General features: G+C 34.2%; 27 protein-coding genes and 3 pseudogenes. 12 read left to right on the forward strand and 18 right to left on the reverse strand.

Annotation, left to right across the window (positions count from 1 at the left end):
* Window positions 1-49: 49 nt before the first annotated feature.
* The 3 genes and pseudogenes from BM350_RS19510 to BM350_RS19520 all read right to left on the reverse strand — a co-directional run bounded on the left by BM350_RS19510 (window position 50) and on the right by BM350_RS19520 (window position 2,393).
* Window positions 50-718 (reverse strand): protein kinase family protein, encoded by a 669-nt coding sequence (locus tag BM350_RS19510; protein WP_139207604.1) that lies wholly within the window; start codon window positions 716-718, stop codon window positions 50-52.
* Between the two features lie 63 nt (window positions 719-781).
* Window positions 782-1,395, reverse strand: a pseudogene (locus BM350_RS19515) (recombinase family protein).
* A gap of 491 nt (window positions 1,396-1,886) precedes the next feature.
* A complete protein-coding gene (locus BM350_RS19520; RefSeq protein WP_006097033.1) occupies window positions 1,887-2,393 on the reverse strand; it encodes a GNAT family N-acetyltransferase in 507 nt (168 codons plus the stop codon).
* Between the two features lie 599 nt (window positions 2,394-2,992).
* Between BM350_RS19520 and BM350_RS27050 the strand changes: the two genes are divergently transcribed.
* The gene (locus BM350_RS27050; RefSeq protein WP_090913612.1) at window positions 2,993-3,181 is read left to right on the forward strand and encodes a hypothetical protein; all 189 of its coding nucleotides are present in this window, start codon (window positions 2,993-2,995) and stop codon (window positions 3,179-3,181) included.
* A gap of 370 nt (window positions 3,182-3,551) precedes the next feature.
* On the forward strand, window positions 3,552-4,019 hold the full coding sequence (locus tag BM350_RS27700; protein ID WP_244548048.1) for a hypothetical protein: 468 nt from the start codon (window positions 3,552-3,554) through the stop codon (window positions 4,017-4,019).
* Window positions 4,020-4,064: 45 nt separating this feature from the next.
* On the opposite strand, the gene BM350_RS27895 is transcribed toward BM350_RS27700, so the two are convergent.
* Both BM350_RS27895 and BM350_RS19535 read right to left on the reverse strand, forming a co-directional pair.
* On the reverse strand, window positions 4,065-4,220 hold the full coding sequence (locus tag BM350_RS27895; RefSeq protein ID WP_348272211.1) for a DUF3937 family protein: 156 nt from the start codon (window positions 4,218-4,220) through the stop codon (window positions 4,065-4,067).
* 257 nt (window positions 4,221-4,477) lie between these two features.
* Window positions 4,478-4,602, reverse strand: a pseudogene (locus tag BM350_RS19535) (IS6 family transposase); the annotation flags it as partial.
* Between the two features lie 243 nt (window positions 4,603-4,845).
* Here BM350_RS19535 and BM350_RS19540 point away from each other — a divergent pair.
* Both BM350_RS19540 and BM350_RS19545 read left to right on the forward strand, forming a co-directional pair.
* The gene (locus BM350_RS19540) at window positions 4,846-5,196 is read left to right on the forward strand and encodes an ASCH domain-containing protein (protein WP_090913610.1); all 351 of its coding nucleotides are present in this window, start codon (window positions 4,846-4,848) and stop codon (window positions 5,194-5,196) included.
* A gap of 18 nt (window positions 5,197-5,214) precedes the next feature.
* On the forward strand, window positions 5,215-5,655 hold the full coding sequence (locus tag BM350_RS19545; RefSeq protein WP_090913608.1) for a hypothetical protein: 441 nt from the start codon (window positions 5,215-5,217) through the stop codon (window positions 5,653-5,655).
* 392 nt (window positions 5,656-6,047) lie between these two features.
* Here the strand turns inward: BM350_RS19545 and pssA are convergent, their stop codons facing one another.
* Together pssA and yeiL are read right to left on the reverse strand one after the other, a co-directional pair.
* Window positions 6,048-6,539, reverse strand: a complete 492-nt coding sequence (gene pssA, locus BM350_RS19550; RefSeq protein ID WP_090913607.1) for a CDP-diacylglycerol--serine O-phosphatidyltransferase — start codon at window positions 6,537-6,539, stop codon at window positions 6,048-6,050.
* A gap of 269 nt (window positions 6,540-6,808) precedes the next feature.
* A complete protein-coding gene (gene yeiL, locus BM350_RS19555; RefSeq protein WP_090913605.1) occupies window positions 6,809-7,507 on the reverse strand; it encodes a transcriptional regulator YeiL in 699 nt (232 codons plus the stop codon).
* Between the two features lie 96 nt (window positions 7,508-7,603).
* Between yeiL and BM350_RS19560 the strand changes: the two genes are divergently transcribed.
* A complete protein-coding gene (locus BM350_RS19560; RefSeq protein ID WP_090913603.1) occupies window positions 7,604-8,026 on the forward strand; it encodes a DMT family transporter in 423 nt (140 codons plus the stop codon).
* A 13-nt stretch (window positions 8,027-8,039) separates the two neighbouring features.
* Window positions 8,040-8,504: a DMT family transporter gene (locus BM350_RS19565; RefSeq protein WP_090913601.1), complete on the forward strand. Its 465-nt coding sequence runs from the start codon at window positions 8,040-8,042 to the stop codon at window positions 8,502-8,504.
* Window positions 8,505-8,514: 10 nt separating this feature from the next.
* On the opposite strand, the gene BM350_RS27900 is transcribed toward BM350_RS19565, so the two are convergent.
* Window positions 8,515-8,646 carry a hypothetical protein gene (locus tag BM350_RS27900; RefSeq protein ID WP_280141401.1) on the reverse strand — a complete coding sequence of 44 codons (132 nt, stop codon included), beginning with the start codon at window positions 8,644-8,646 and terminating at the stop codon, window positions 8,515-8,517.
* A gap of 203 nt (window positions 8,647-8,849) precedes the next feature.
* Here BM350_RS27900 and BM350_RS19570 point away from each other — a divergent pair, with 203 nt between their 5' ends.
* Window positions 8,850-9,584 (forward strand): alpha/beta fold hydrolase, encoded by a 735-nt coding sequence (locus tag BM350_RS19570; RefSeq protein ID WP_090913599.1) that lies wholly within the window; start codon window positions 8,850-8,852, stop codon window positions 9,582-9,584.
* A gap of 130 nt (window positions 9,585-9,714) precedes the next feature.
* Here the strand turns inward: BM350_RS19570 and BM350_RS19575 are convergent, their stop codons facing one another.
* The 5 genes from BM350_RS19575 to BM350_RS19600 all read right to left on the reverse strand — a co-directional run bounded on the left by BM350_RS19575 (window position 9,715) and on the right by BM350_RS19600 (window position 13,700).
* Window positions 9,715-10,914 carry an MFS transporter gene (locus BM350_RS19575; RefSeq protein WP_090913597.1) on the reverse strand — a complete coding sequence of 400 codons (1,200 nt, stop codon included), beginning with the start codon at window positions 10,912-10,914 and terminating at the stop codon, window positions 9,715-9,717.
* Between the two features lie 317 nt (window positions 10,915-11,231).
* Window positions 11,232-11,669, reverse strand: coding sequence for a MarR family winged helix-turn-helix transcriptional regulator (locus BM350_RS19580; protein ID WP_090913595.1), 438 nt, complete (start codon window positions 11,667-11,669; stop codon window positions 11,232-11,234).
* A gap of 288 nt (window positions 11,670-11,957) precedes the next feature.
* Entirely contained in the window at window positions 11,958-12,587 is a 630-nt protein-coding gene (locus BM350_RS19585) for a LysE family translocator (RefSeq protein WP_090913592.1), read from the reverse strand.
* Window positions 12,588-12,739: 152 nt separating this feature from the next.
* Window positions 12,740-13,030, reverse strand: a complete 291-nt coding sequence (locus BM350_RS19590) for a VOC family protein (RefSeq protein WP_244548052.1) — start codon at window positions 13,028-13,030, stop codon at window positions 12,740-12,742.
* 334 nt (window positions 13,031-13,364) lie between these two features.
* Window positions 13,365-13,700, reverse strand: a complete 336-nt coding sequence (locus BM350_RS19600) for a helix-turn-helix domain-containing protein (RefSeq protein ID WP_090913586.1) — start codon at window positions 13,698-13,700, stop codon at window positions 13,365-13,367.
* 381 nt (window positions 13,701-14,081) lie between these two features.
* On the opposite strand from BM350_RS19600, the gene BM350_RS19605 reads away from it, so the two are divergent.
* From BM350_RS19605 to BM350_RS27710, 5 genes are all read left to right on the forward strand, one after another.
* Window positions 14,082-14,459 (forward strand): GntR family transcriptional regulator, encoded by a 378-nt coding sequence (locus BM350_RS19605; protein WP_090913584.1) that lies wholly within the window; start codon window positions 14,082-14,084, stop codon window positions 14,457-14,459.
* On the forward strand, window positions 14,456-15,328 hold the full coding sequence (locus tag BM350_RS19610) for an ATP-binding cassette domain-containing protein (RefSeq protein ID WP_090913582.1): 873 nt from the start codon (window positions 14,456-14,458) through the stop codon (window positions 15,326-15,328). Before BM350_RS19605 ends, BM350_RS19610 begins: the two co-directional genes overlap by 4 nt.
* On the forward strand, window positions 15,328-15,927 hold the full coding sequence (locus tag BM350_RS19615; protein WP_090913580.1) for a hypothetical protein: 600 nt from the start codon (window positions 15,328-15,330) through the stop codon (window positions 15,925-15,927). The genes BM350_RS19610 and BM350_RS19615 overlap by 1 nt, the downstream gene beginning before the upstream one ends.
* A gap of 453 nt (window positions 15,928-16,380) precedes the next feature.
* Window positions 16,381-16,641, forward strand: coding sequence for a transposase (locus tag BM350_RS27705; RefSeq protein ID WP_244548049.1), 261 nt, complete (start codon window positions 16,381-16,383; stop codon window positions 16,639-16,641).
* Window positions 16,642-16,732: 91 nt separating this feature from the next.
* A complete protein-coding gene (locus BM350_RS27710; protein WP_244548050.1) occupies window positions 16,733-16,888 on the forward strand; it encodes a hypothetical protein in 156 nt (51 codons plus the stop codon).
* Between the two features lie 108 nt (window positions 16,889-16,996).
* On the opposite strand, the pseudogene BM350_RS19625 reads toward BM350_RS27710, so the two are convergent.
* The 5 genes and pseudogenes from BM350_RS19625 to BM350_RS19645 form a co-directional block, all read right to left on the reverse strand.
* Window positions 16,997-17,182: pseudogene (locus BM350_RS19625) on the reverse strand (AraC family transcriptional regulator); the annotation flags it as partial.
* Between the two features lie 166 nt (window positions 17,183-17,348).
* Complete coding sequence (locus tag BM350_RS19630; RefSeq protein WP_090913578.1) at window positions 17,349-18,185, reverse strand: endonuclease I family protein; 837 nt, start codon at window positions 18,183-18,185, stop codon at window positions 17,349-17,351.
* A gap of 400 nt (window positions 18,186-18,585) precedes the next feature.
* Window positions 18,586-19,404 carry an energy-coupling factor transporter transmembrane component T family protein gene (locus tag BM350_RS19635; RefSeq protein WP_170857744.1) on the reverse strand — a complete coding sequence of 273 codons (819 nt, stop codon included), beginning with the start codon at window positions 19,402-19,404 and terminating at the stop codon, window positions 18,586-18,588.
* 5 nt (window positions 19,405-19,409) lie between these two features.
* On the reverse strand, window positions 19,410-21,104 hold the full coding sequence (locus BM350_RS19640; RefSeq protein ID WP_090913576.1) for an energy-coupling factor transporter ATPase: 1,695 nt from the start codon (window positions 21,102-21,104) through the stop codon (window positions 19,410-19,412).
* Window positions 21,105-21,114: 10 nt separating this feature from the next.
* Window positions 21,115-21,666 carry an ECF-type riboflavin transporter substrate-binding protein gene (locus BM350_RS19645; protein WP_090913574.1) on the reverse strand — a complete coding sequence of 184 codons (552 nt, stop codon included), beginning with the start codon at window positions 21,664-21,666 and terminating at the stop codon, window positions 21,115-21,117.
* Between the last annotated feature and the right edge of the window lie 326 nt (window positions 21,667-21,992).

Genomic DNA, 21,992 nt, shown 5'->3' on the forward strand with positions numbered 1-21,992 from the left:
GTTTACTAGTGGTTCACTTATCTAACCTAAAGATAAGTATGTGGTCCTTTTACAATTTGAATTTCTTTTTAAGCTTCTTATATTTTCTATATGAACGTCTAACAATGTTTAACATGAAATACGGTATTTTAACAGGGAAAGGCAATTTATAAATGAAAGGCAAGTAAAATGTAAAATATGCCTTTTCTAGGTCTCTCCACTTACTATCTTCTTTTGTTTTTAAGAAATCAGATACATCGACTACATATCCCCTTCCGTTTTCCATCATCACATTTTTCCCGTGAACATCACAAGGAGTTAATCCTTGTTTCCTTGCATACTCTAAAGCTTCATTGATATCAAGGATTACCTGCTTAGGAATTTTAATCCCCTTATGAATAGCATCGTATAAGGTAATTTCTTTTAAACGTTTCAATACTATGAAATTTTCTCCTTTATATATAAGCTTCGAATAAGAAGGATGATTTCCGATTCTTCGGTATACTTCTGACTCTTTTTCAATTCCTTCTCCTTCTCGCGCGTAAACTTTCACTACCCAATCTTTGTATTCTTTGTGCATAAATACTGCGGCATAATTACCTGTCCCTAAACACTTCCAAAGTCTAGGAATATCTTTAACTACTACAGGCTCGAATTCATCCTCACTTCTTATGCCTACCTCTTTTAATAATTCGTCCTTTATCAATCTCACAAAACTATTTATACTCATCATTTCCACTCCGGTTTTGTTAAAAGGGGTCCCATCTACATTTTAAAATGAATATGTCAAAACATATACATTTTAATTTTCCTCATACTGTTTGGCAAGTTTATAAAATGAAGAACGTTTGATTCTATATTTTTCCATAGCTCCTACGGCTGTAATTGAACCGGATTTCCATTCCTTATAAGCATCCGTAAATTCTTCTGTTATTTCGATAGGCGGACGCCCTAAACGTTTACCTTGTTTTCTGGCAAGAGCAATTCCTTCAGCTTGACGTGGTTTAATATCAATGCGCTCTTTTTCTGCAAAGGCAGATAATATTGTAAGTGTTGCTTTTTTTGAATTGCGCTCTGAATAACACCATTTGTACTTTCTCCAGTGTAATTGACGTTAATATAGGGTTCCTTTATAAATTGTAAATTTACTCTATGCTTTTCATAGTACCTAAATTCTTCTAATGCATCATTCATATTTCTCCCAAGTCTTGTTAAGGAATCAAATACAATGGTATCTTCCGCACGAACAAGACGTTTTAGCATTTGATAGTTCTCTCGCTCCATATTTTTTCCAGATTCTTTATCAATGAAAATATCCCGATCTTCTATCCCTAAATCCTTCATATTCTGAATTTGTCGTTCTTCGTTTTGATCTTTACTTGAAACTCGTACATAACCAAATTTTTTATGTTTCATATACTACACCTCACTGGTAATTTTACCAATTATGTCTGTAAAAGTGTATAAAATAAATAGATGTCTGTAAAGTTCGAAACAGACATTTATAGACGTGGTTTTTTATAGTTTTCTATTTATCTGTAAAGGTATACTTTTACAGATAACTCAAGGGACTAACTTAACACCAAATACATGAAAGTAAAAAGTGTATCTAAAGGTGTGCCTTTTGAAGCGCGTAGAAAAAGGAACCCGTTGTGGATTCCTTTTTGTTTTGTAATGCTTTTATGAAACAGCTTACTTTCTTAAAAAGTATTTTTCAACTTGTTTAAAATATGGAATTAATTATTGAAATTGATTTGAAGACTGTAATTTTTCTTTTATCAATAAAGAAAAAATCTCACATGAAATTAAAATTATATAAGCTTAGCTTGATGGGCATGGCGTACCGCCCACATTTTAACGATTTTATAAGCCAAGAGATTCTGATTTAAATGATGCGTTCTGAGACACTATTCTTCTTCTAAAATAGAGTAATAATACTCATCCCACCATTCATTACCATGTGGTATACACTTCCTGAAATAGCCTTCTCTTCTCATTCCAATCTTCTCCATCACTCGATATGATGGGGTATTCTGTGGCTGACATGTAGCTATAATTCTATGTAATTTCATTTCCTTAAACCCATATTTCAATGTAGCTTGTGCTGCTTCAGAAGCATATCCTTTATTGAAATATTTAGGATTGAACACCCAACCAATCTCATAAGTATGTTCACCAAAATATTTATGAAAAACAATATGACCAATTAGGATATTGTCATCTATTAATACCACAGGAAAGTTCTTAGCATTTTCACCAATGTTTTCATTAACAAAGTTTCTTGTATCTTCTTCAGTAAAAACCCCTTCGGGTATGTATTTCATCACATTGATATCTGATGTATACTCATGGACAGCTTGCCAATCTTTGAACTCAAATTTTCGTATCAATAATCGTTCTGTCTTTACAAACATTTACTTTTCCTCCTCAAAAAATCGTAACTTTATTTCAAATCCACATTTAACCCCAAAAACAAATAGAACTTGTAGGAATCCCTACAAGTTCTATTTAGTCTCAGGTGAATATAAGGGACAAACAAACCATCTTACAGATTCATCATAGAAACTACAGGGGTAATGCTTTGACAAGTTTATTATATAACAAATATTAACATCCATAGATTTTAATTTTGAAAATTATGTGAATTAAGAAAACAAAATGGTATATCATTTTCTCTACCTAAAAAATTTAAAGTTATTTTGTTTAAATAACTTTAAATTAATATATAAATCATAATAAATTAGTGAAATTATAAATATAGGTAAATAAAGAAGAATATAGTATTCTTACCTAACTACCTATATTTATATTTAGGTTTAATTAACTATAATAAAACTAATTTCATGTTATAGATAAGTATAATTTTTCAACACATACACAGTACGACCATTTCTATCATTTATTTTGGGAAAAGTTTAATTTATATATTTTTCACAAAAACAAGATATAATTCTTATTGAAGAGCAATTTGTAAGTCACATTGAAATATGTGATAACTTACGTGGGCTAAGGAATGTATATTCAAAAAGAGATAATGCAGGTAATTAAAGTGTTCTTATCTCTTTTTTACTTATATAATGAAGAAATTTATTTGGAAAAAGTAAACAAACAATTATTTGAAGAATATGATGTACTATTCTTTCAGACTGATATTTTATTCCTTACAGTATCAAAAGAAGGTACTTTATCAAAAGCTAGCTAGTGGTATTGGAATATTTAATTAATGTCTACTTTATTGAATTTCATTTTTATTGTGTAGTTTCTATATAACAGAGAAAAATGCACCCTATTTGGATGCTTACATGATTGTTTAGGTTCTGTTGCGATGCGGTGGCTTGGAGAAGGTTGAGAGTAGTCTTGACCTTGAATTGATTCATTTCGAAATTCCCCTTTCGTGAATGTTTCTCCCATCCCCTTTATAAAGCTCGATTACTTCGAAGGCTCAAGTTCCACTAGGGTTATTAGTAGGAGTAATGGGGATTTTTTACTAATATACCGGAATTTAGTGTACAATTCAAAATTAGGATAGTATAATATTTGATGTGTAAAATATATTAAGGGGAGGATTAATTATGAAAAAAATTATGGTAGCAATATTATCTATAGTTTTTGTTTTTAATGCTTTTATTACTACTACTACTGTTTCTGCTGCTGGGTTTTTGAAATATTACGCAGGTAAAGATGGTTACTGGGAACAACATTCATCAGGTAATTGGCAGTTTATCAATAAAAATACTCGGATTCCAATACTATATGGTTGGGTAAAAGGTCAGGACGGCTATTGGTATTTCATTAATTATCATAGCATGATTTACGCTGGTGATGGTATTACGTCAAAAGATGGTTGGAAGATGCTAGATGATAGATGGTATTTGTTTGCTGGCGATGGAAAACTAGTTCAGAAATCTGGTTGGGAATGGTCGGCTAATGCCGAAAAGTGGATGTACTGGGTTCCTGGAGATTACGGTATAGCGACATCTGAAACTCTTGTGATTGATGGGAAAGAATATTCTTTTGATAGATTCGGTTATTTGAAATAAAGGTGAAAGCATCCATAAAGGGTGCTTTTCTTTGTTATATTGAAATTACACATTAAACGTGAATATGAATGAAATGGACAACTGGATTACAGATAAAGAGACAAATAACCACAAACCAAGTCGAATTCCTTTTTTATTTTTAAACATATAACACCTCTTTAAATTAAATAAACATAATATTAAAATCATTATATTAAACATCCATTTTTCTGTCAATTATATTTGTAACTTGTCTAATTAGCGTACCATCCCATCATTATCAAGCTAAAAAGAACGGGTTACTTCAAAACAATAAAAACGAGCATAATGCACAAAATTTTCGTAGACAACTATAGAGAGATAAAGTGAAACTTCCATTTTGGGGATACTCCAAAATATTAGCTTGATAGTGATGTGTTGTGACTCCGTTTAGTAAAATAAACTTATCACACAATCTTTCACTTAAATGTATTGTTAACTCGTTCCTCCATCATTTCCACCAAATCACGAAAACTGAGGTTGTACCGTGTAGATACCATCTCACGGTTAGTAAAATAATACCAGGCAGATAATGCTTCCATTTGAACAAATTTTGATTTTCCATACCGATTACATCCCTTTTTTTTGAGTACTAGTATCAATATGTCCAAGATTCAGAGATTAATTGCTATTATCTCGAGGTTTTCGCACCAAAACCAAGGGCTGCTTTTTCCCATTATTGGCGTTTATCATATAAACATTGTACAAAAGTTTGTTATCCCTATTAAGTAGAAACTTGCTATATAGAATAATTTTTTTATATGATAAAGTGGGCTTATGCTTAAATGAAAAAAGGAGAGTGACCCAGATGACAAACCAAAATGAAACGAACGCTTTACCACCAAAAACATGTACGATTGAACGTCTCATCACGATTCAGGAGGACATTGAAAAAGTGCTTGCAGGACATAAAACAGCTACTCGCCGCAACGGGAGATATGCGGATGTCGGGGAAGTAATGGAGCTTCAAGGTCACCGGTATGTTGTGGAGAAGGTCTATTCGCAGTCACTTGGCGAATTGACTGATGAGCATGCCCGTCAAGAAGGCTATACGAATGTGGAGGAATATAAGCACTCTATCCTGTCTCTTCACCCTGGCATGCCATGGCTGCCAAATATGAGAGTTTGGGTTCATGAATTCCGTCCCATCGAAGGTTAATGTGATATAAGGATGGACATGTTGTATCGACTGCTTCTGTATGTACATATTTTCAGTGTAATCTTATCCATCGGCCCATTTTTTGTATTGCTTCCGCTCATCAAAAAATTGCGGGCTTCAGAGGCCGGAACACAGCAGGCTTATCTGGATATATTCCGATTTTCGGTAAGGCTGGCCAAGCATGCCGGGCATGTGCTGGTTGCATCCGGGGTTCTGCTTGTACTGGCGGGCCCTTGGACTTGGAAGACCCCTTGGATAGTGATGACCCTTATTCTCATGGCGAGTTCATTATTTTTCCTGGCCCGCGCCTTTTCGCCGACCATTCGGAAATTCGGCGAAAAGGGCCAAGACAAGGACGCCTTGATTCAATTGTTGCGGCGTTCTGTTTGGATTTACATTGTTCTTTTAATGGCGATGTTATGGTTCATGGTGACAAAGCCTGCGTTGTGGCAGGGATGATAGATCTAGGGCGAATAGCGGCTTGGTGTGATTGCCGTTTGAATTCGCCGGGCGGCATGGAACAAGGACAAGCCAAAACTGGCTTGTCCTTATTGTAATTACGCTTTGAAGAGGTGATGGAATAGCCTTTTACGATCTGGGCCTACTATCTCATCACTATCAAGTTAAGAAATACATTCTTCCTCAAAACGAAAAAAATGAACTAAATTTCTATGGACAACTATGAAAGGATGAAGTTTTCGTTTTGGGGATACTTCAAAATCTTAGGTTGATGGGCATAAGGTCCTGCCACATTGCCATCAACCTAAAAAAACGAGTTACCCATAGGGAAATATTCTCGTTCGGGGGTATTAAAAGATCTTAACTTAATGGGCAAGAGACGGTACCTCCCCTTAAAGTTTTTTAAACCTAATTGGACTTACCATTAAGAGAGCGAGGATTAAGGTAATCCATGCATTGCTATATGAAAACAACCCCATACCAGCCAATGGTAATCCAGCAGCTGGAATAGGTAATCCCTTAAAATATCCAATGGTTGGTTTAACACTAAATTTAGCTAATCTTAATGCACCCATTGTTGGAAAAAGGATAAATGCCAAAGAAGTTAAAATAGATGGTGCCGCTATCGAATGAAATAGAAGTGCAGGAGCAACGCCAAAACTAACAATATCAGCTAAGGAATCCAATTCTACGCCAAACTCGCTATTCACTTTTAATTTTCTTGCAATCCTTCCATCAAAAAAATCTAAAACAGCCGAAAAGAAAATAAATATGGAGGCCGCTTCCAAAAAGCCGCTCATATTTAAGCTGATTGAAAAAACACCGCATAATAAATTTCCAATCGTAAATAAATTAGGTACAGATTTTACTATCCAATTGAACAAAGTTGTCCCCCCTAAGTTGATTAAACTTCCTATTTATGTAGCATTTTCTATATATTCTTCCGTTATTCTTAAAAATACATGACCAGTGTACGCTAAGCAAATTTCGACAAGAAAAAAGCCGATTTTCTGTATGTTAAGGAAAATCGGACCAATTGCCATTAAAGCAGAATTGCCTAAAGGAAGATCGAACTTATTTCATTTTTTATCGTATTTTCATCATTAATGAAAATCATCTTACTCTACTCACAACTTCACTTACAAACATATATTTAATTTTGTTTATAAACATCTGCCGCTAACTCTTGCAATAAGGACTCGTCTATTACTTTGAAATAACTCTCCTTCTTCTCTAACAATCCTTTATCACAAAGAATATTTAATGTTCGCAGTAAATGCCGATAGCTCGTTCCTAATAACTCCGATATTTCCGTTAAATTCCCTTGAAATATCATTGTTTTTTCTTCCTCTCCTACCCTCTCACCTGTCGCAAGAATGTAACTCGCTAATCGATTCTCAAGTGGATAAAGTAAATTAATGGAACTATTTTGTGCAAGTCTAGCGAGTTTATGGGCTAACGAATCACAAATAAAACTTAAAAAGGTTGCATCATGAAGTAAACGCGTTCTAATTTTTTCTAAGGGAATTCCAATGCAATATGAGTCCTCTATCACTTGAACATTGGAAAACGTTTTTTGAGAACGAACTAATTCTACATCTCCCATGACTTCAAACCCATTATAAAAAGTTAATAATAACGATTTACCGTTACTTAAAGTCGTATACACCTTTGCTTTTCCCTCTACAAAAAAGTAAAGATAATGAAGTGTTTCATTTTCTCTACATATATATTCATTCTTTTTAAATAACAACAACTCCATTACAGACTTTATGTCATGACTAAAAAAATCTTCAATATTATTCTTTTGAATATACACATCTAACTTCTTCGAATCATATATTTTTTTCATAAATTCTCCAAATCCCCTCTTTACTATGACATATGTCATAATACACGATACTTCAATCATGGTAAATTAACTTTAAAAATGCAAGGGGGAAACACTATGTATAAATTGCTTTCCGCACTTATCGGTGCTCTCATCGCACTGATGATTCCACTAAACGGCATCTTAGCAGAAGTTATAGGAAATTATAACGCTAGCGTTCTTATTCATATTGTTGGATTAATTGCGGTTATTATCATTTTAATAGTAGGGAAATTTAAAATTAAGATTCATAAAGAAATTCCGCTGTACTTATATAGTGCAGGAGCTATCGGGGTGTTCACCGTACTCTTTACTAATGTTAGCTTTTCAACACTCGGTGTATCTTTAACAATCGCTTTAGGTTTACTCGGTCAGTCGATCACTTCTATTATCATCGATCATTTCGGATTATTAGGAATGCAAGTTGTGAAGTTTGAAAAAAAGAAAATGGTCGGCTTATTACTGATTGCTTCTGGAATTGTTGTTATGAATATTTTCTAATGGAGGAGAAATGATGTTATATATATGTATTGCCATTTTAGCTGGCTGTTCCATCGTAATCGCAAGGGTGATTAATGCAAATTTAGCAACGCAAATTGGAATTTTCCAAGGAACTTTTTTCAACTATATTACTGGTCTCGCTTTTTCGTTGCTATTTTTAGTTTTTAGTAATGAATCTTTTAACATGTCCTACACAACATTGCAATCCATACCGCTTCTTGCTTATTTAGGTGGATTAGTAGGTGTTATAGTAATTGGGTTATCGAACTATATTATTCCTAAAATATCTTCCTTCTATTTGACATTACTCATTTTTATTGGTCAGTTAAGCATGGGAATTATCATTGATTTTTTCAATTCACATGAACTATCAATCGGTAAGATAGTAGGTGGTTTGTTAGTATTAATGGGACTCACATATAATTTAATCATTGATCGGACCGATATACCTGTTCAAGATAAGAAACAAGCTTATTAACGCTTGTTTCTTATTCAATTATGTGCATAATATTTTCTAAATCTAAACTGGATAATACCAACTGACCGTTTTCCAATTTCTCTGTCCTCAATCGTTCTAAATTAAAATAATAACGAAGAGAACATTCAGCAATTCCAGTCACCTTATAAACCTCCTCCCCTTTCAAACAGTTTAATTTCCCCAAATGACTTTAACAATAATTGTTAAAGGAAAATTAAACCAGTATAAAAACTAACATCTTTTTTTACATATGCTAGAATTCTATTTAGAGATTCTAGTCAAATGCATTTATTTTCAGTACCGTTTCAGAAGGAAAAATATACTTTTAATTATAGGAGGACTACTATGAAACGTAGAGAGAAAGAGCAGTTTGTACAAATCAGTGGTTTCAAATTATTTACAAAGTTGTATGGAGAGCAAACAGACAAACCTACCATTATAATGGATGCTGGATATGGAGACTATTCTAAAGCTTGGAGTTCAATAATTACTGAAATCTCTATGCTAACGGAAGTGTTTGTCTATGATAGAGCTGGATTAGGAAAAAGCGAAAAAAGTCCTAATCCTAGAACGAGCCAAGAGATGGTAGAAGAATTGAACCAACTTCTAATAAAAATGAAGATACAACCCCCATACATATTAGTAGGTCATTCTTTTGGTGGAGTAAACATGAGGATATATGCTACAAAGTATCCTGACAACGTCGCTGCATTACTTTTGATTGATTCTACACCAGAAGATTATAAAGAAAGATTTCTTCCCACAATGTCAAAAGAATTTCAACAAGCATATAACAACCAATTTATTTATGAAAGTACATACGATGAATTCACTGCAAGTCTAAAGCAACTAAAACAAACAAAACAACAATTAAATGTTCCCTTGATTGTTTTATCAGCAGGAAAAAAAGATTATTATTCTAAAAAATCTCAAGAATTATGGAATGAAATGCAAAAAGAGATTCTTGAGATATCTACAAAAAGTGAGCTTATAATTGTAGAAGATAGTGCCCACTATATACAAAACGATGAACCATTTGTAGTAATTGATGCAATAAAGCGTTTAATTAATAACTTCTAAATTGAATTAATTATATTTTTTGTTAATCCCTTAGACTCTTTAGTTTAGTAAAAGGAGAGCATATTGTATACATGACTAATATGCGCTCTCCTTTCTTCTTTCTAACAAAGAAAAACTTACTCTTTCTTATTTAATAACTTCTTTTCCTCATAATCGAATTTTCTATTATTAAGAAATGAATAATTGGCAGTACTAAGAAACTAGCAATTGCACACAATATACCAATAGCTAAAAATGTTTGTCCGCCTACCAATAACCAGGAAGCACCGGCAGAGGCAAACATCATTCCCATATACATTGCTGAGCTATTCAGAGCCATTACGGTCCCCCTTACTTTGGGGCTTAATTCTGAAATTAAGGCTGTTAATGAAGATTGACCAAATCCAATTGATGTACTCCATAGTACATGTACAATCATTGCAAATATTACATGTTCAGTTAACAAAGAGAAACTAATAACTCCAATTGCAGCGATAATAGTAGCAATTGAACCAACTGCTTTTTTACCGATTTGATCTGCTAATTTACCACCTATGACGTTGCCTATAATACTACCGGCTCCTGCCAAAAAAATTACCATTCCTGTTTTTTCTACACTAAAATCAAAATTCTCTTTATAGTAAACTCCAATATAAGAAAATATACCTTGTAAACTAACAGTCCACAAAAAAGTAGATAATAATGCAAAGAACACAGATGTATTGGTAAAGGCTGTCTTTATTGCAGAAATCATTGCTACTGATGCAGAAACTGGAATTTCATTTGTTGGTGGCGTTTTAGGCAAGATGCCCATTATAATAAATGCAACCAACATTGCTAAAACCCCTATACTATAAAAAGTCCATTGCCAATTACCAACAGAAGTTAAAAAAGCCCCAATTGGTACACCTAACACAGTAGAGCCAACCATAGCCCCCATCATCATTCCCATTGCTGTGCCTCTCATATTATAAGGTACTTTATCACCTATTAACGCAAAAATACTTGGCATCACCATAGCCCCTGATAAGCCTGTTAATGCACGAAAACCCAAAATTGTATGAAAATCTTGTGATAGTCCTGTACAAAAAGTTCCAATTGAAAATATGATCATTCCTGTCACAATCATTTGTTTGCGCCCAAATTTATCAGAAATCGGGCCAAAAAATGGAGCAGTTAATCCATAGAATAATGCATAAGAGGTAATTAACCACCCTCCCCTTTCCATTGGTACTGCGGTAGCTTTAGCAATATCAGGAATTAAAGGTGATACCACTAAAGAATCCATCCCAATAAAAAATGCTACAATTGCTAGTAGAATTAACATAGGTTTCATTCCATTATCACTCACTTAAATCTCTCCCTTAGTTTCTGATTTTATTTCACATATGAAATAAATACCCAAAAATATACTTCATATATGAAATATTTATGTAAACAAAAATGCAACTATTATATTATATAAATCCATTTTGATTTTTCGACATATACATTGCTGCTATGCAGAAAAAAAGGAACCTACACTTGCTCTTTCTCCCTTTGTGTTCACTTCACATGTGGCAGAAAAAGACCCTGACCGCTTCTATGCACGGTCAGATGCTCTCGTCCACCTAAAAAGAATGGTTTTATGGCGTTTTTTAAATTTGGATTTATATAGTTACACTTTTGTTATTTCTTTTCAACGTTTAATAAATGAAGTTTATAGTCTTCAAGAATTTCTGATAATGTTATAAATTTTTCTTCACCAAAATAAGAAAAATTTTCTTTAAGGAATGCTTTGTATTGAACATTTACTTTTTCTTTCGTTTCTTTACCTTTTTCAGTTAAATATACGAATGTTTCTCTTTGATCAGCTGGGTTTTTAGTAGTTGTTACAAAGCCATCTCTTTTCATTCGTTGAACCATAGTAGTAACATTACTAGGAGCACAACCAATTTTTTGTTTTAATTCAGACATCGAAGTTTTTTCTGATTCTGATAACACTTGTATAACTCCAAATTGAACTACACTAATATCGAATTGTTTCAATTGATTCTCGAGATTATTTTGTAATTGATGATATACATCTCTAATTAAAGCATATAATTCCCTTGCCGTTATTTGCATAGAAAACACCCTTTCTTCAGAGAATAAAGTCTACACTAAACAAGTCAAATATAAATAATTATATTCCCAAACATTTATCTGGAGTTTTACAACTATTTCTATGTATCTTCCACATTTCTCTAAAAGTTAACATATAATTCATATATGAATTATATGTTAACAATACATAACTGTCAACGATTCGCAATATCGTAATAATTTAATATATCACTTTGCAAACTTAGCTATCTTTAAACTAACTCATATATTATAGCAAAAACAAGAAACAGTAGCTTAAAACCTCTTATTTTATGTAAAAAAGCCCTTCATTAAATTGTACATAGACCATAAACCAAACATTAATATAATGAATCCAGAAATACGATTCACAATATTTAACGGGAAATTTTTCATTCGATTCATCAATATTCCTGTTACACTGCTAAGAATTAGCCACCATAATGTAGAACCCAAAAATACTCCTAATACTACGACTAAGCTAGTTATTGTATCATTATTCGAATTAGACATTCCAAGTCCAGAAAAAATGGCTAGGAAAGATAATATAGTTACTGGATTTGTAATAGTTAAAAGAAAGGTTGAAGCATATGCTCCAAAAACATTATTACCATTGGCTTTAGCTGATATTTTGGATGGTTTTGAAACAAAAATTTTCAATCCTATATATAATAAAAACACACTACCAATGAAGTGAATCCATCCTTGTTGTTCAACTAAAAAATTAGTTATAAATGTTAAACCGAGTCCAGCAATCAGCCCATACAGCCCATCAGCTGTTGCTGCACCTAAGCCTGACATAAAACCAATACATTTTCCGTACTCCAATGTGCGTCGTATACATAAAATCCCAATAGGTCCAACAGGAGCAGCTATACTAAGCCCAATGATTAATCCTTTGATAAACAATTCAATGACCAACTTATTCTCCCTCCGATATTAATACTATCCTTTTATGTGTCTTATTCTCATTTGCGCTAGTATCGTACCACCAAACAAAGTGGAATTTTTTCTATTTTGTGAAATGCTAAAAAACTGAAAGTAGTGAAAGAGACCGTTATCAACGGTCTCTTTCATTGACATTGTACTTCACTCATTAAAGCATGAGTATTACTTTCTGTATCTTTAAAGAATGTCATCCATGTTTCTATTTGTCCCATTTTCGATACAATATGCGGTTCATCAATAAAAACAATTTCTTTACTTAATAGATCTCCATAAGTCTTTTTAATTTTTTCAACTTGAAAATAAATGACTGAACTAGATTGAGCAAATTCCTCTTTTTCTGGGAGACTTAAAAAGAGGCGTAACCCGTTACATTCAAAGAATGCCATACTATCAGTTTTAAATAGAATGATTTGCATTAACTTATGAAATTGTTCTTCATAACCAACTGGATTATTCTCAAGAATAGGTAATTTCAAATTTTGTTATTCCAGCTAGTAAAGTTTTACTTGTATCATAAGTTTTTTCAAAGAATTCGATACAACTCTTATCCTTAAAAGGATCGCTACGAAGTCTATTGTTTGCTTCTCTTAATGAGTTTAAAATTTCCTCTGCAAATCCATCTTTTCCGAAATAATTGAACCTGAAAAGATTGTTATCCACCATCTGGGGCCAATACATGAATTTTTACTAACCATTACATTTGCTGAGAAAGAAGGCAAAACCGAACTTATATGGCAAATGCTCCACAAATCAGTTAAAGAATGCGAAAAAGAATCTCATTTTTGCGTCATTATAAACAAAAGAATCATTACTTTTATCTAAGTAATCATATTTGGCCGTGATCGTTGTATAATTTGGAACTTTATAACGAATACATCCACTTTCAAAACCGATAGATTCTAAATATTCATACAAACCAGAGACATATTCGTTATACACTTTTCGTTCACATCCAAACGATTTTTCTAATTTCGTTACTTGTTCAGGTGTGGGAAAAATAGCGTATCGAAATGCATAGGTAGACCATCCATCCGGTAACGACTTTTTTGTTCCTTTTATATGCACACCCTCTTTTGTGGTTGCCATATACATTCTCCTTTCTTTCGTATTTTCATATTTATTATATCGCATAGTCTCAAAAGTACATACAAAGAACATATGTAGGCGATCGCCTACCGAAAATTCATCCCCCACCTACTCGCTGGGCTACGCCTTTCTCGCTCCTTGAGGAAGGGGACTTCTTTTCGGAAAGTATGTTAAAAGGATGATTCAATTGAATTTAGAAAAAGCGTGTTTTGATCAATCTTTTTTCAAAACACGCTTTTTCTATTTGTTCCTTTATCAAGGTTTATTAAGTTAATTTAATCAAACTTTATTTTAAATATACACTTGAAATATTTCCCAAGAGGTATTATACTCTTATATAACACCAGTATACAATAACACTATAAATGAAAGGAGGACGTCATGAAGTCAGCTCTGGATAGTAACCGTCCCATTTATCTACAAATCAAAGAGGCCATTGAGGAGGATATTCTTAACGGGCGGTTGGCACCTGAAGAACAGATACCCTCAAACAGCCAGCTTGTCAGCCATTACAACATAAATCCCGTCACTGTACTGAAAGGGATTAACCTTCTGGTGGATGAGGGAATAATTTTTAAAAAGCGCGGGCTAGGAATGTATGTGAGCCCCGATGCACCTGAAAAGCTTAAAAGACGCTTTTCAGGTGCATTTTTCCAGGAACATGTAGAGCCTCTTACGGCCCTGGCAAAGCCCCTGGGCTTTACCCTTCGGGAGATTCATGAAATGATCGATAGTGCGTGGAAAGGAGAAAAAAAATGATTAATATTGAAAATGTATCGCTTAAATACGGAAATACCCTTGCACTCAATAATATAAGTTTAAACCTTCCCGAGCAGGCAATCTGCGGGCTGATTGGCAGGAACGGTGCAGGAAAAACCTCACTTTTGTCGCTGCTCAGCGCCTACCGCAGACCATCCTCAGGAACAATAACCATATCCGGCGAAAATCCTTATGAAAACAGGACCATAATGCCACAAATCGCCTATATCTATGACAATCAGAATGAAACAGAAAATGCCTTACATGTAAAAGACTTGTTTAAAATAACGGCTGCGCTCCGTCCTAACTGGGATGCCGCCTATGCAGAAAAACTTATGAAGCTGTTTGAAATACCGATGAAGAAAACAATGGGAGCCTTAAGTCACGGTATGCGTTCAGCGGTACATGTGATTATCGGGCTAGCTGGACAGACGCCGATTACCATTTATGACGAAGCATATCTCGGCATGGATGCCGCCGTACGCAAGCTGTTTATCAGCGAACTTTTATCAGACTATACGCAGAGGCCAAAGCTTATTTTGTTTTCAACACATTTTATCAATGAGATGGAGGGGCTTTTCAGCGAAGCTATAATTATTAATAAGGGACAGGTAATTGCCCACGACGACTGTGATACCCTGCGTTCAAAAGGAACAGCCGTAACAGGATTTAGCGAAGCCGTAGACAGCTTCGTTAACGGTCGTGAAAGCTTGTTGCAGCGAACCTTAGGCCGGCAGAAAGAGGCTGTATTGTTCGGGGAGTTGTCAGAACAGGACCGCCTTGACGCCGCAAAAGCAGGTCTTGAATTCTCTCAGCCCTCGCTGCAGGATTTATTCATCTACATGACCGAAAAAGGAGGAAAAGAGTAATGATGAAAAAAGCTTTGAAGCTTCTGCTATCAACACAGGCTAAGGCCACATGTTGGTTTATAGGCATCTATGCCTTGACAATGGCTATTCTTATAGTGTTTTCTAATGTAATAATAGATGATACTTTATTGATACGAAATTCCATCATATATGCTCCTAAAATATACCTTCTGGTAATGGGAATTGTATATCCACTGGTTGCAACAAAACTATATGTGTCACGGGGCCTGACCAGAAAACAGTTCTTTTGGGCCTATACTGGAGCAATGAGCATTGTATCACTGTTTCTGCTCATACCGATTTTAGCTTCAATCATTTACTTTGATAACATTTCACTGTTGTCTGTAATTACACATTATCTGCATATGCCGCTGTTTTTTCTCATAGGCTGGAGTTCTGTGGTGGGTTTTCAACTCCGAAAATGGCACATGGCGATATTTGGGGTTTTAGGTGCTGTAGTGATGTTTCATGCCATGACTACTTTACCTGGAATTCTTGCTTTATCGGAACTGGCAGTATTAGGCTCTGTGTTACTGTTATTAGCTGCAGTGTTACTAATTCTGCCGCGCATCATTTCTCAAATTCCGTTGAAGGTCTGAGCGGTCTTGGGTCCGCCATATAATTCAGAATATAATGAGACTGAAGATGCCTTCCGCCTCGTTGAAACGTGGCAAAAAAAAACGCTAACGTTCGCCGCTTCGCATTGAACGTTTAGGTGTCTGCCCATACTCATATTGTATGCCGTGGGCACCCCTGTATTTTCAGGGCTTTTGTGTCACTCGTCAGTTGAACAAGAATTAAGTGATGTTAGGATTAAGATCATATTTTCATTATTCCATTAAAGGCGCGATTGTGGAAAAGAAGTAAAAGATCAATACATATTAGTAATGTCTAATATGTATCGATCTTTATTTTTTTGACTTTTTACGATTAAGGTCTTGATAAAAAGATTTTTCAAAATGAATTCTTCTTATTTACCGTAAAATACAGGTTTGTGAGGTATTTTTGATCAAACTTTATTTCAAAGCAACATATTGTACTCTTTTCCTTTTATGAGCGATAACTGGACTTGTACTCTTATCGGAGCGATTGGTGATGTTGAACGATTTAGTACATACAAAGAGTTCAAAAAGTATCTCGATGTTTCGGCTGAAAATAAACAATCAGGAACATCAGTAAAGGGGACAAGAATGACCTTTAATGGTGTTCGAGATGCACGTCGTGTACTCTTTCAAATGGCGATGATTATCATTGCGATGAAAAAACAACCAATCCGTATTCAGTTCCTATTATCATCGTCTAGTAGAGCGTAATATGAATGGGAAAACAGCAATTGGACAATATGTGTGGCAAAATTGCCAAAATCCTTTATATGATGTTTAAAACAGGGCAAAAATATGACCTTTGAAACACGCACAAGCAACAGGTATTCCTTGTAATTCTGTTTATGATAAAAGAAAAAAGGGTATCAACACGGAGAAATTTTATCAAGAAGCATCAGAGCTTGCCGGGGATTCAATATTTGGCGATGTTGAATTAATTGAAACAGAGGAAGAATAAGATTAGCCTGTAAGTGTTTTAAAAAGTAAAAAACAGCTGTTTTCTGCACAAAAATAGTGCTATTTCCAAGAAGAATTTTTTATTTTCTTCTTGGAAAGCACTACACTACATTGTATAAGACCCTTCATTAAGAAGTAAATATCTACTTTCCTCGACAGCAAAAAAACCTTTACTAGTCCTGTAATGTGCTTTTCCATTAGAAAATGTTTTAATAGATAATTGGCCATTCCCTTCCCAATAAAACTGCTTACTTTTTGCATGTAAAACAAAATTAGTAGAATCCATATAATTCATAATAACGTCTCCGTAAGTATGTGATTATAATTTTCAGATAACTCGATTATACATAATAATGGAAGTTTAGCCACAAACCTTTTACTTTCCTAATGAAGAGAGAGGAGTGGTCATAAGGACCACTCCTTTCTCATGTTTATATTTTTCAAACTATAATTTTACTTATTTATTTCCAAATTTCATTTGCCCATTCAGGATGATCAATAAATGGATTCCGGTTATGTTGATACTTTGTATAGATTATTTCATTACGATTTCGCTCAAAATCATCAACAGGATCTTGTTCATTCCATTTTAGTAAAACAGATAGCTTTCCCATATAAGGAGCTTTGTTATTGTTTACTTTATCATTTAGTTCCAAATCTACTTCACGGTTATCCCCTTCATAACGAACAGCCATGTAAAATAACATTCTAGCAATATCACCTTTTACACTATCACGAGGCTCCCAGGAATCACTATCATATTTACATTCTGTTGCTTCTGGATGATTCACACCACCGTTATCAAAATCCAAATTTCCACGTGAACTATTTACAGATACATCTGTAGCTCTTAAATGATGAAGATCCGTTCCAGGCCCTGCAGCCGTCCCAAACTCACCGTGAGATTTCGCCCAAACATGCTCTCGGTTCCAATTATCGACTCCTGAACCACTTGTAAATTTCCCTTGCGAACGCCCTGTATATAAGAGAAGTACATTATTTTTATTATTTGGATCTTCATCAGTATCTCTTAGCGCTTCCCAAACTGCACTGTATGATATCTTTGTATGATTATCAATAATATTATGAAGTTCCTTTTTTAACTCTAAGCCCGTTTTCCCCTTCATGCTATTATAATATGTATCATCATAATTAGTTGAAGTTACCCCTTGATTTATTTTTGAAGACGAAGAAACTCCTTCACCATACACGGTATCTGTAAATGATAAGGATGAAGAACCTAAAATAAAAAATGAAGAAATAGTAAAGATAGCAAGTTTTGTATTTCGGAACACCATATACACAAATCCCCCTTTAAATTTAATTTTTACTCATTAGCAAAAACAATTCTTTAAAAATATACTTTAATAATAACCTATATTTTTCAATTTATTTATGCAATTATGCATATTTAGTTACTAATTAAGAACCTACAAAGAAAACTACACAACAAAATGTTTGGCATCTAGAACCGAAATAACAATCAGACTTTTTTATAATTTATCGAACTTTATTTCAAAGCCATAGCTGATAATAAAGCCGTTCATTTTTACTGTCTAAAATACAAGAGCCTACAGTCATAGAATTCATTATAGGCCATTAAAGAATAGAGAAATTAGATACATCAATTAATTGTAGTTATAGTTATCGTTTATATTCTAGAGCCTATTTACAAATTTGCTAATATACAGTTACTATTCATAAAGGATACCAAAACGAATGAAAAATTGTAACTTTTAAATAAATAGCGATAATCAAAACACAAATCCCAATAAGAATCGTCATATAATCAAGAGACTGCATTTCCGTTCTATAGTACCAAGTTCGTTTCTCCTTTTTTCCAAAACCTCGTAAATCCATAGCATTCGAAACGGTATCAATTCGATCCAATGAATTGATTACAAGTGGCCAAAAAATCGTCACTCGATTTTTAATGCGTTGAAATAGAGTTGCTTCTCCTTTATGAAATGGAATCCCCCTTGCTTCCTGCGCATGTTTAATGAGTTCATATTCTGTTTGTATGTTCGGAATATAGCGCAGTGCAATATTAACTGCATAGGCAATTTTATAATGCAGTCCAATTTTGTTTAAGCTGCTAGCAAATTGACTTGGATGTGTTGTGTAAATAAAAATAAGTGTAAACGGTAATAAGGTAAAATATTTTAATGATAGTGTCATTGCATAAAAAAGAGTTTCTATTGTAATAGTCGCATAACCAATGTGGAGAAGTGGCGTATATGTACCAGTTAGCTCCGATCCATGTGTTGGGGTAATCAATAAAATCATGATGGAATTCAGAATACTAAATGTGAAAATAACACTAAAAATAAGTAATATACTACGCGTTGGGATTTTTGCGATACCTAACAGTGTGCAGCCGATTAGAAATAAGAATAATAAAATACGAAAATCAAAAAATAGGAATGTAAGAATCATCCATATAATAAATAGGATGAGCTTTACAGCACCATCCATACGATGGAAATAGGATTCACCTTCTATGTATAATGTCCCCATCTTACTCATGAACGGTTCCTCCTTCTTGCTTCCATATAAGATTGAACAAATTGCTGCGGAATTGGCATGTTCCCATGTTTCGCTAGACGGGTAAGTGAGCTCACGCGAAGGTTTGCACGTTTTAAAACACACTCATTCGCCAACACGGTAGTTACTGCATCATCTGCAATAACTTCTCCATTATGTAGCACAATCGCGCGATTTGCGTATTCTATCGCTAAGTTCATATCATGTGTAATCAATAAAAAAGCAAGTCCACGTTTTGCTAATTTTTGTATAAACATCATAAACTCTTTGTAGTGAAAATAATCTTGTCCTGCAGTGGGTTCGTCTAAAATAATAAGTTTGGGACTTGTAACAAGAATCGAGGCTATCGTTAGACGCTTTTTTTGTCCATAACTTAATGCTTGTACTGGCCATTTTCGAAATGGATACAAACCGCAAATTTGTAATGCATGTTCTACTTTTTTATGCATTTCTTCTGAAGCATTCTTCAGTTTTAAAGCAAACGCAGCTTCTTCCCAAACCGTTGCTTGTGTAATCATGTGATTCGGGTTTTGCATCACATAAGCGACGACCTCTCCCCGCTTTCGGATTGACCATCTTGTCATATCCGTTCCTTCTAAAAGAATTTTACCTTGATGAGTTTTTTTTATTCCCGTCATAATATGAGCAAGTGTTGATTTTCCAGCACCGTTGTTTCCTAAAAGAGCGCGTACTTCTCCTTTGTATATAGACATAGATACATCCTTCAATGCAAAATTTCTATTTGGATATGCAAATGATATATTCTCTATTTTACATAGACATTCTTTTTCGAGTATTACTGTATGTATCGGATTTTGTAACATCCATTTTGATAGCGTTTCGTGTAATGTATGAGAATTAACATTTTCTATCGGATAAACTTCTTCGGTCGAGAGTGGATATTCCAATGTTTTTAATGCTTCTATGTATACAGGCTCCCTTAGCCCTGCTTTTTGTAAAACATTTGTCCGTAATATTTCAAGCGGTGCTTCGATTGCAATAATACGGCCATTTTCCAAAATAATAATTTTATCTAAATCAAGATCGAGTATTTCTTCAATGCGATGCTCAATAATGATTATTGTTTTATTCGTTTGTCTATGAATCTTTTTCATAAGTTGAATTGCTTTTTCGCTGCTTACAGGATCTAAATTCGCTAAAGGTTCATCAAACAGCAAAATCTCGGCATTTGTAGCTAGTACGCCTGCAAGAGAAACGGACTGTTTTTGTCCTCCTGATAAATCGTGAGGGCTATGTGAATAAAACTTAATCATGTCTACCTCTTCAAGTGAACGTTCTACAATTTGCTTCATTTCCCTTTGCCCCGTACAGTCATTTTCCATCGCAAACGCAACGTCTTCTTCAACCGTTAATCCGATAAATTGAGAATCTTGATCTTGCAGAATCGTTCCTACATGTTCACTTAACTCAAATATACTCGTATGTCTAGGATCTATACCACATACAGAAAGGCTCCCTGTACTTGTCCCTTCATAAGAAAAAGGAATGAGCCCATTAATACAATGAGCTAATGTAGATTTTCCCGACCCGCTTCGCCCAGCGATTAACACTTTTTCTCCAGGATAAATATGAAAGGTAATATCCTGCAAAGTCGGTTCAGCTACGCTTTTATATTGAAATGTGAATTCTTCAAAAGAAACAATCGGTTTCATATGCATCTTCCTACTTCTCGGCCTTTAATTGTGTATTTTTTTTATTCGCCTTCGCAAGTCCTAACACGATTGGTAAACCGAGGATAAAGAACACGAGAACATCTGCGATAATCGCACCACCTACTTGAATAGCAATTTTATCAAACGGTTCGCCCATAATGAAAATGTCAAATATACCAGCAAAGACGATTCCTAAAAGAATACCAATTACACCCGTAATAGAAAGGTAAACGATATCTCCCTTACTATACGTTCCATTTTTCACACTAAATGCAGGGCGCTTTTGGACAAACCCCATAAATAAACCAATGATTCCTGAACTTAATACCCAGCCCCACCAAATGCCCCAACCAGCAATAGCATCTGTAATTGTATGACCGATAAGTCCAATTAATAAAGCTGCAATGGGTCCAAAGATAGCACCGAAAATCGTTAATAAAGCAAGTGCTGGTTTAATAAAAGTATTCGGCGCAATGGAGAATCCCCATAATCCTAATACACCATATATGGCTGAACCAATTCCAATTGCAACAACTAGCTTTGTAGAAAGTTTTTGATTCATTCATATTCCCCCTCTCATTATATAAACTTACTCTGAATAACTTCTATCATTTATATAGATGCTATCACTTTTATATGCTGAAGCGACGTGAATTATGCTTATATGTATCGTTTTAAAAATACCCTCTTTGCATTACGTAGGGCAAAATACTGTCCCCTACGATTTGCACATTTACTTGTGAATAATGTTTAATAACAACTATAGTCTAAAACACTCAATCGCTTTGCACGTTTTCTAGAGTTGCAATTTCTTCTTTTGAAAATCTAAATTTTTAAATTGTTTATCAAAACGCAAGAAAACTTGAGAAAAAAATTATTTGAATTTTC

This window comes from Bacillus sp. 103mf, assembly GCF_900116295.1.
GTDB lineage: Bacteria > Bacillota > Bacilli > Bacillales > Bacillaceae_G > Bacillus_A > Bacillus_A bruguierae.

Excerpts from the sequence above, each read along its gene's own strand:
- BM350_RS19520 (WP_006097033.1), bottom strand. The coding sequence starts at position 2,393 with ATGTTTGTAAAGACAGAACGATTATTGATACGAAAATTTGAGTTCAAA.
- BM350_RS27050 (WP_090913612.1), top strand. The coding sequence starts at position 2,993 with ATGTATATTCAAAAAGAGATAATGCAGGTAATTAAAGTGTTCTTATCT.
- BM350_RS27700 (WP_244548048.1), top strand. The coding sequence starts at position 3,552 with ATGAAAAAAATTATGGTAGCAATATTATCTATAGTTTTTGTTTTTAAT.
- BM350_RS27895 (WP_348272211.1), bottom strand. The coding sequence starts at position 4,220 with ATGTTTAATATAATGATTTTAATATTATGTTTATTTAATTTAAAGAGG.
- BM350_RS19540 (WP_090913610.1), top strand. The coding sequence starts at position 4,846 with ATGACAAACCAAAATGAAACGAACGCTTTACCACCAAAAACATGTACG.
- BM350_RS19545 (WP_090913608.1), top strand. The coding sequence starts at position 5,215 with ATGTTGTATCGACTGCTTCTGTATGTACATATTTTCAGTGTAATCTTA.
- yeiL (WP_090913605.1), bottom strand. The coding sequence starts at position 7,507 with ATGAAAAAAATATATGATTCGAAGAAGTTAGATGTGTATATTCAAAAG.
- BM350_RS19560 (WP_090913603.1), top strand. The coding sequence starts at position 7,604 with ATGTATAAATTGCTTTCCGCACTTATCGGTGCTCTCATCGCACTGATG.
- BM350_RS19565 (WP_090913601.1), top strand. The coding sequence starts at position 8,040 with ATGTTATATATATGTATTGCCATTTTAGCTGGCTGTTCCATCGTAATC.
- BM350_RS19570 (WP_090913599.1), top strand. The coding sequence starts at position 8,850 with ATGAAACGTAGAGAGAAAGAGCAGTTTGTACAAATCAGTGGTTTCAAA.
- BM350_RS19580 (WP_090913595.1), bottom strand. The coding sequence starts at position 11,669 with ATGCAAATAACGGCAAGGGAATTATATGCTTTAATTAGAGATGTATAT.
- BM350_RS19590 (WP_244548052.1), bottom strand. The coding sequence starts at position 13,030 with ATGCAAATCATTCTATTTAAAACTGATAGTATGGCATTCTTTGAATGT.
- BM350_RS19600 (WP_090913586.1), bottom strand. The coding sequence starts at position 13,700 with ATGGCAACCACAAAAGAGGGTGTGCATATAAAAGGAACAAAAAAGTCG.
- BM350_RS19605 (WP_090913584.1), top strand. The coding sequence starts at position 14,082 with ATGAAGTCAGCTCTGGATAGTAACCGTCCCATTTATCTACAAATCAAA.
- BM350_RS19610 (WP_090913582.1), top strand. The coding sequence starts at position 14,456 with ATGATTAATATTGAAAATGTATCGCTTAAATACGGAAATACCCTTGCA.
- BM350_RS19615 (WP_090913580.1), top strand. The coding sequence starts at position 15,328 with ATGATGAAAAAAGCTTTGAAGCTTCTGCTATCAACACAGGCTAAGGCC.
- BM350_RS27705 (WP_244548049.1), top strand. The coding sequence starts at position 16,381 with ATGAGCGATAACTGGACTTGTACTCTTATCGGAGCGATTGGTGATGTT.
- BM350_RS19630 (WP_090913578.1), bottom strand. The coding sequence starts at position 18,185 with ATGGTGTTCCGAAATACAAAACTTGCTATCTTTACTATTTCTTCATTT.
- BM350_RS19635 (WP_170857744.1), bottom strand. The coding sequence starts at position 19,404 with ATGGGGACATTATACATAGAAGGTGAATCCTATTTCCATCGTATGGAT.
- BM350_RS19640 (WP_090913576.1), bottom strand. The coding sequence starts at position 21,104 with ATGAAACCGATTGTTTCTTTTGAAGAATTCACATTTCAATATAAAAGC.
- BM350_RS19645 (WP_090913574.1), bottom strand. The coding sequence starts at position 21,666 with ATGAATCAAAAACTTTCTACAAAGCTAGTTGTTGCAATTGGAATTGGT.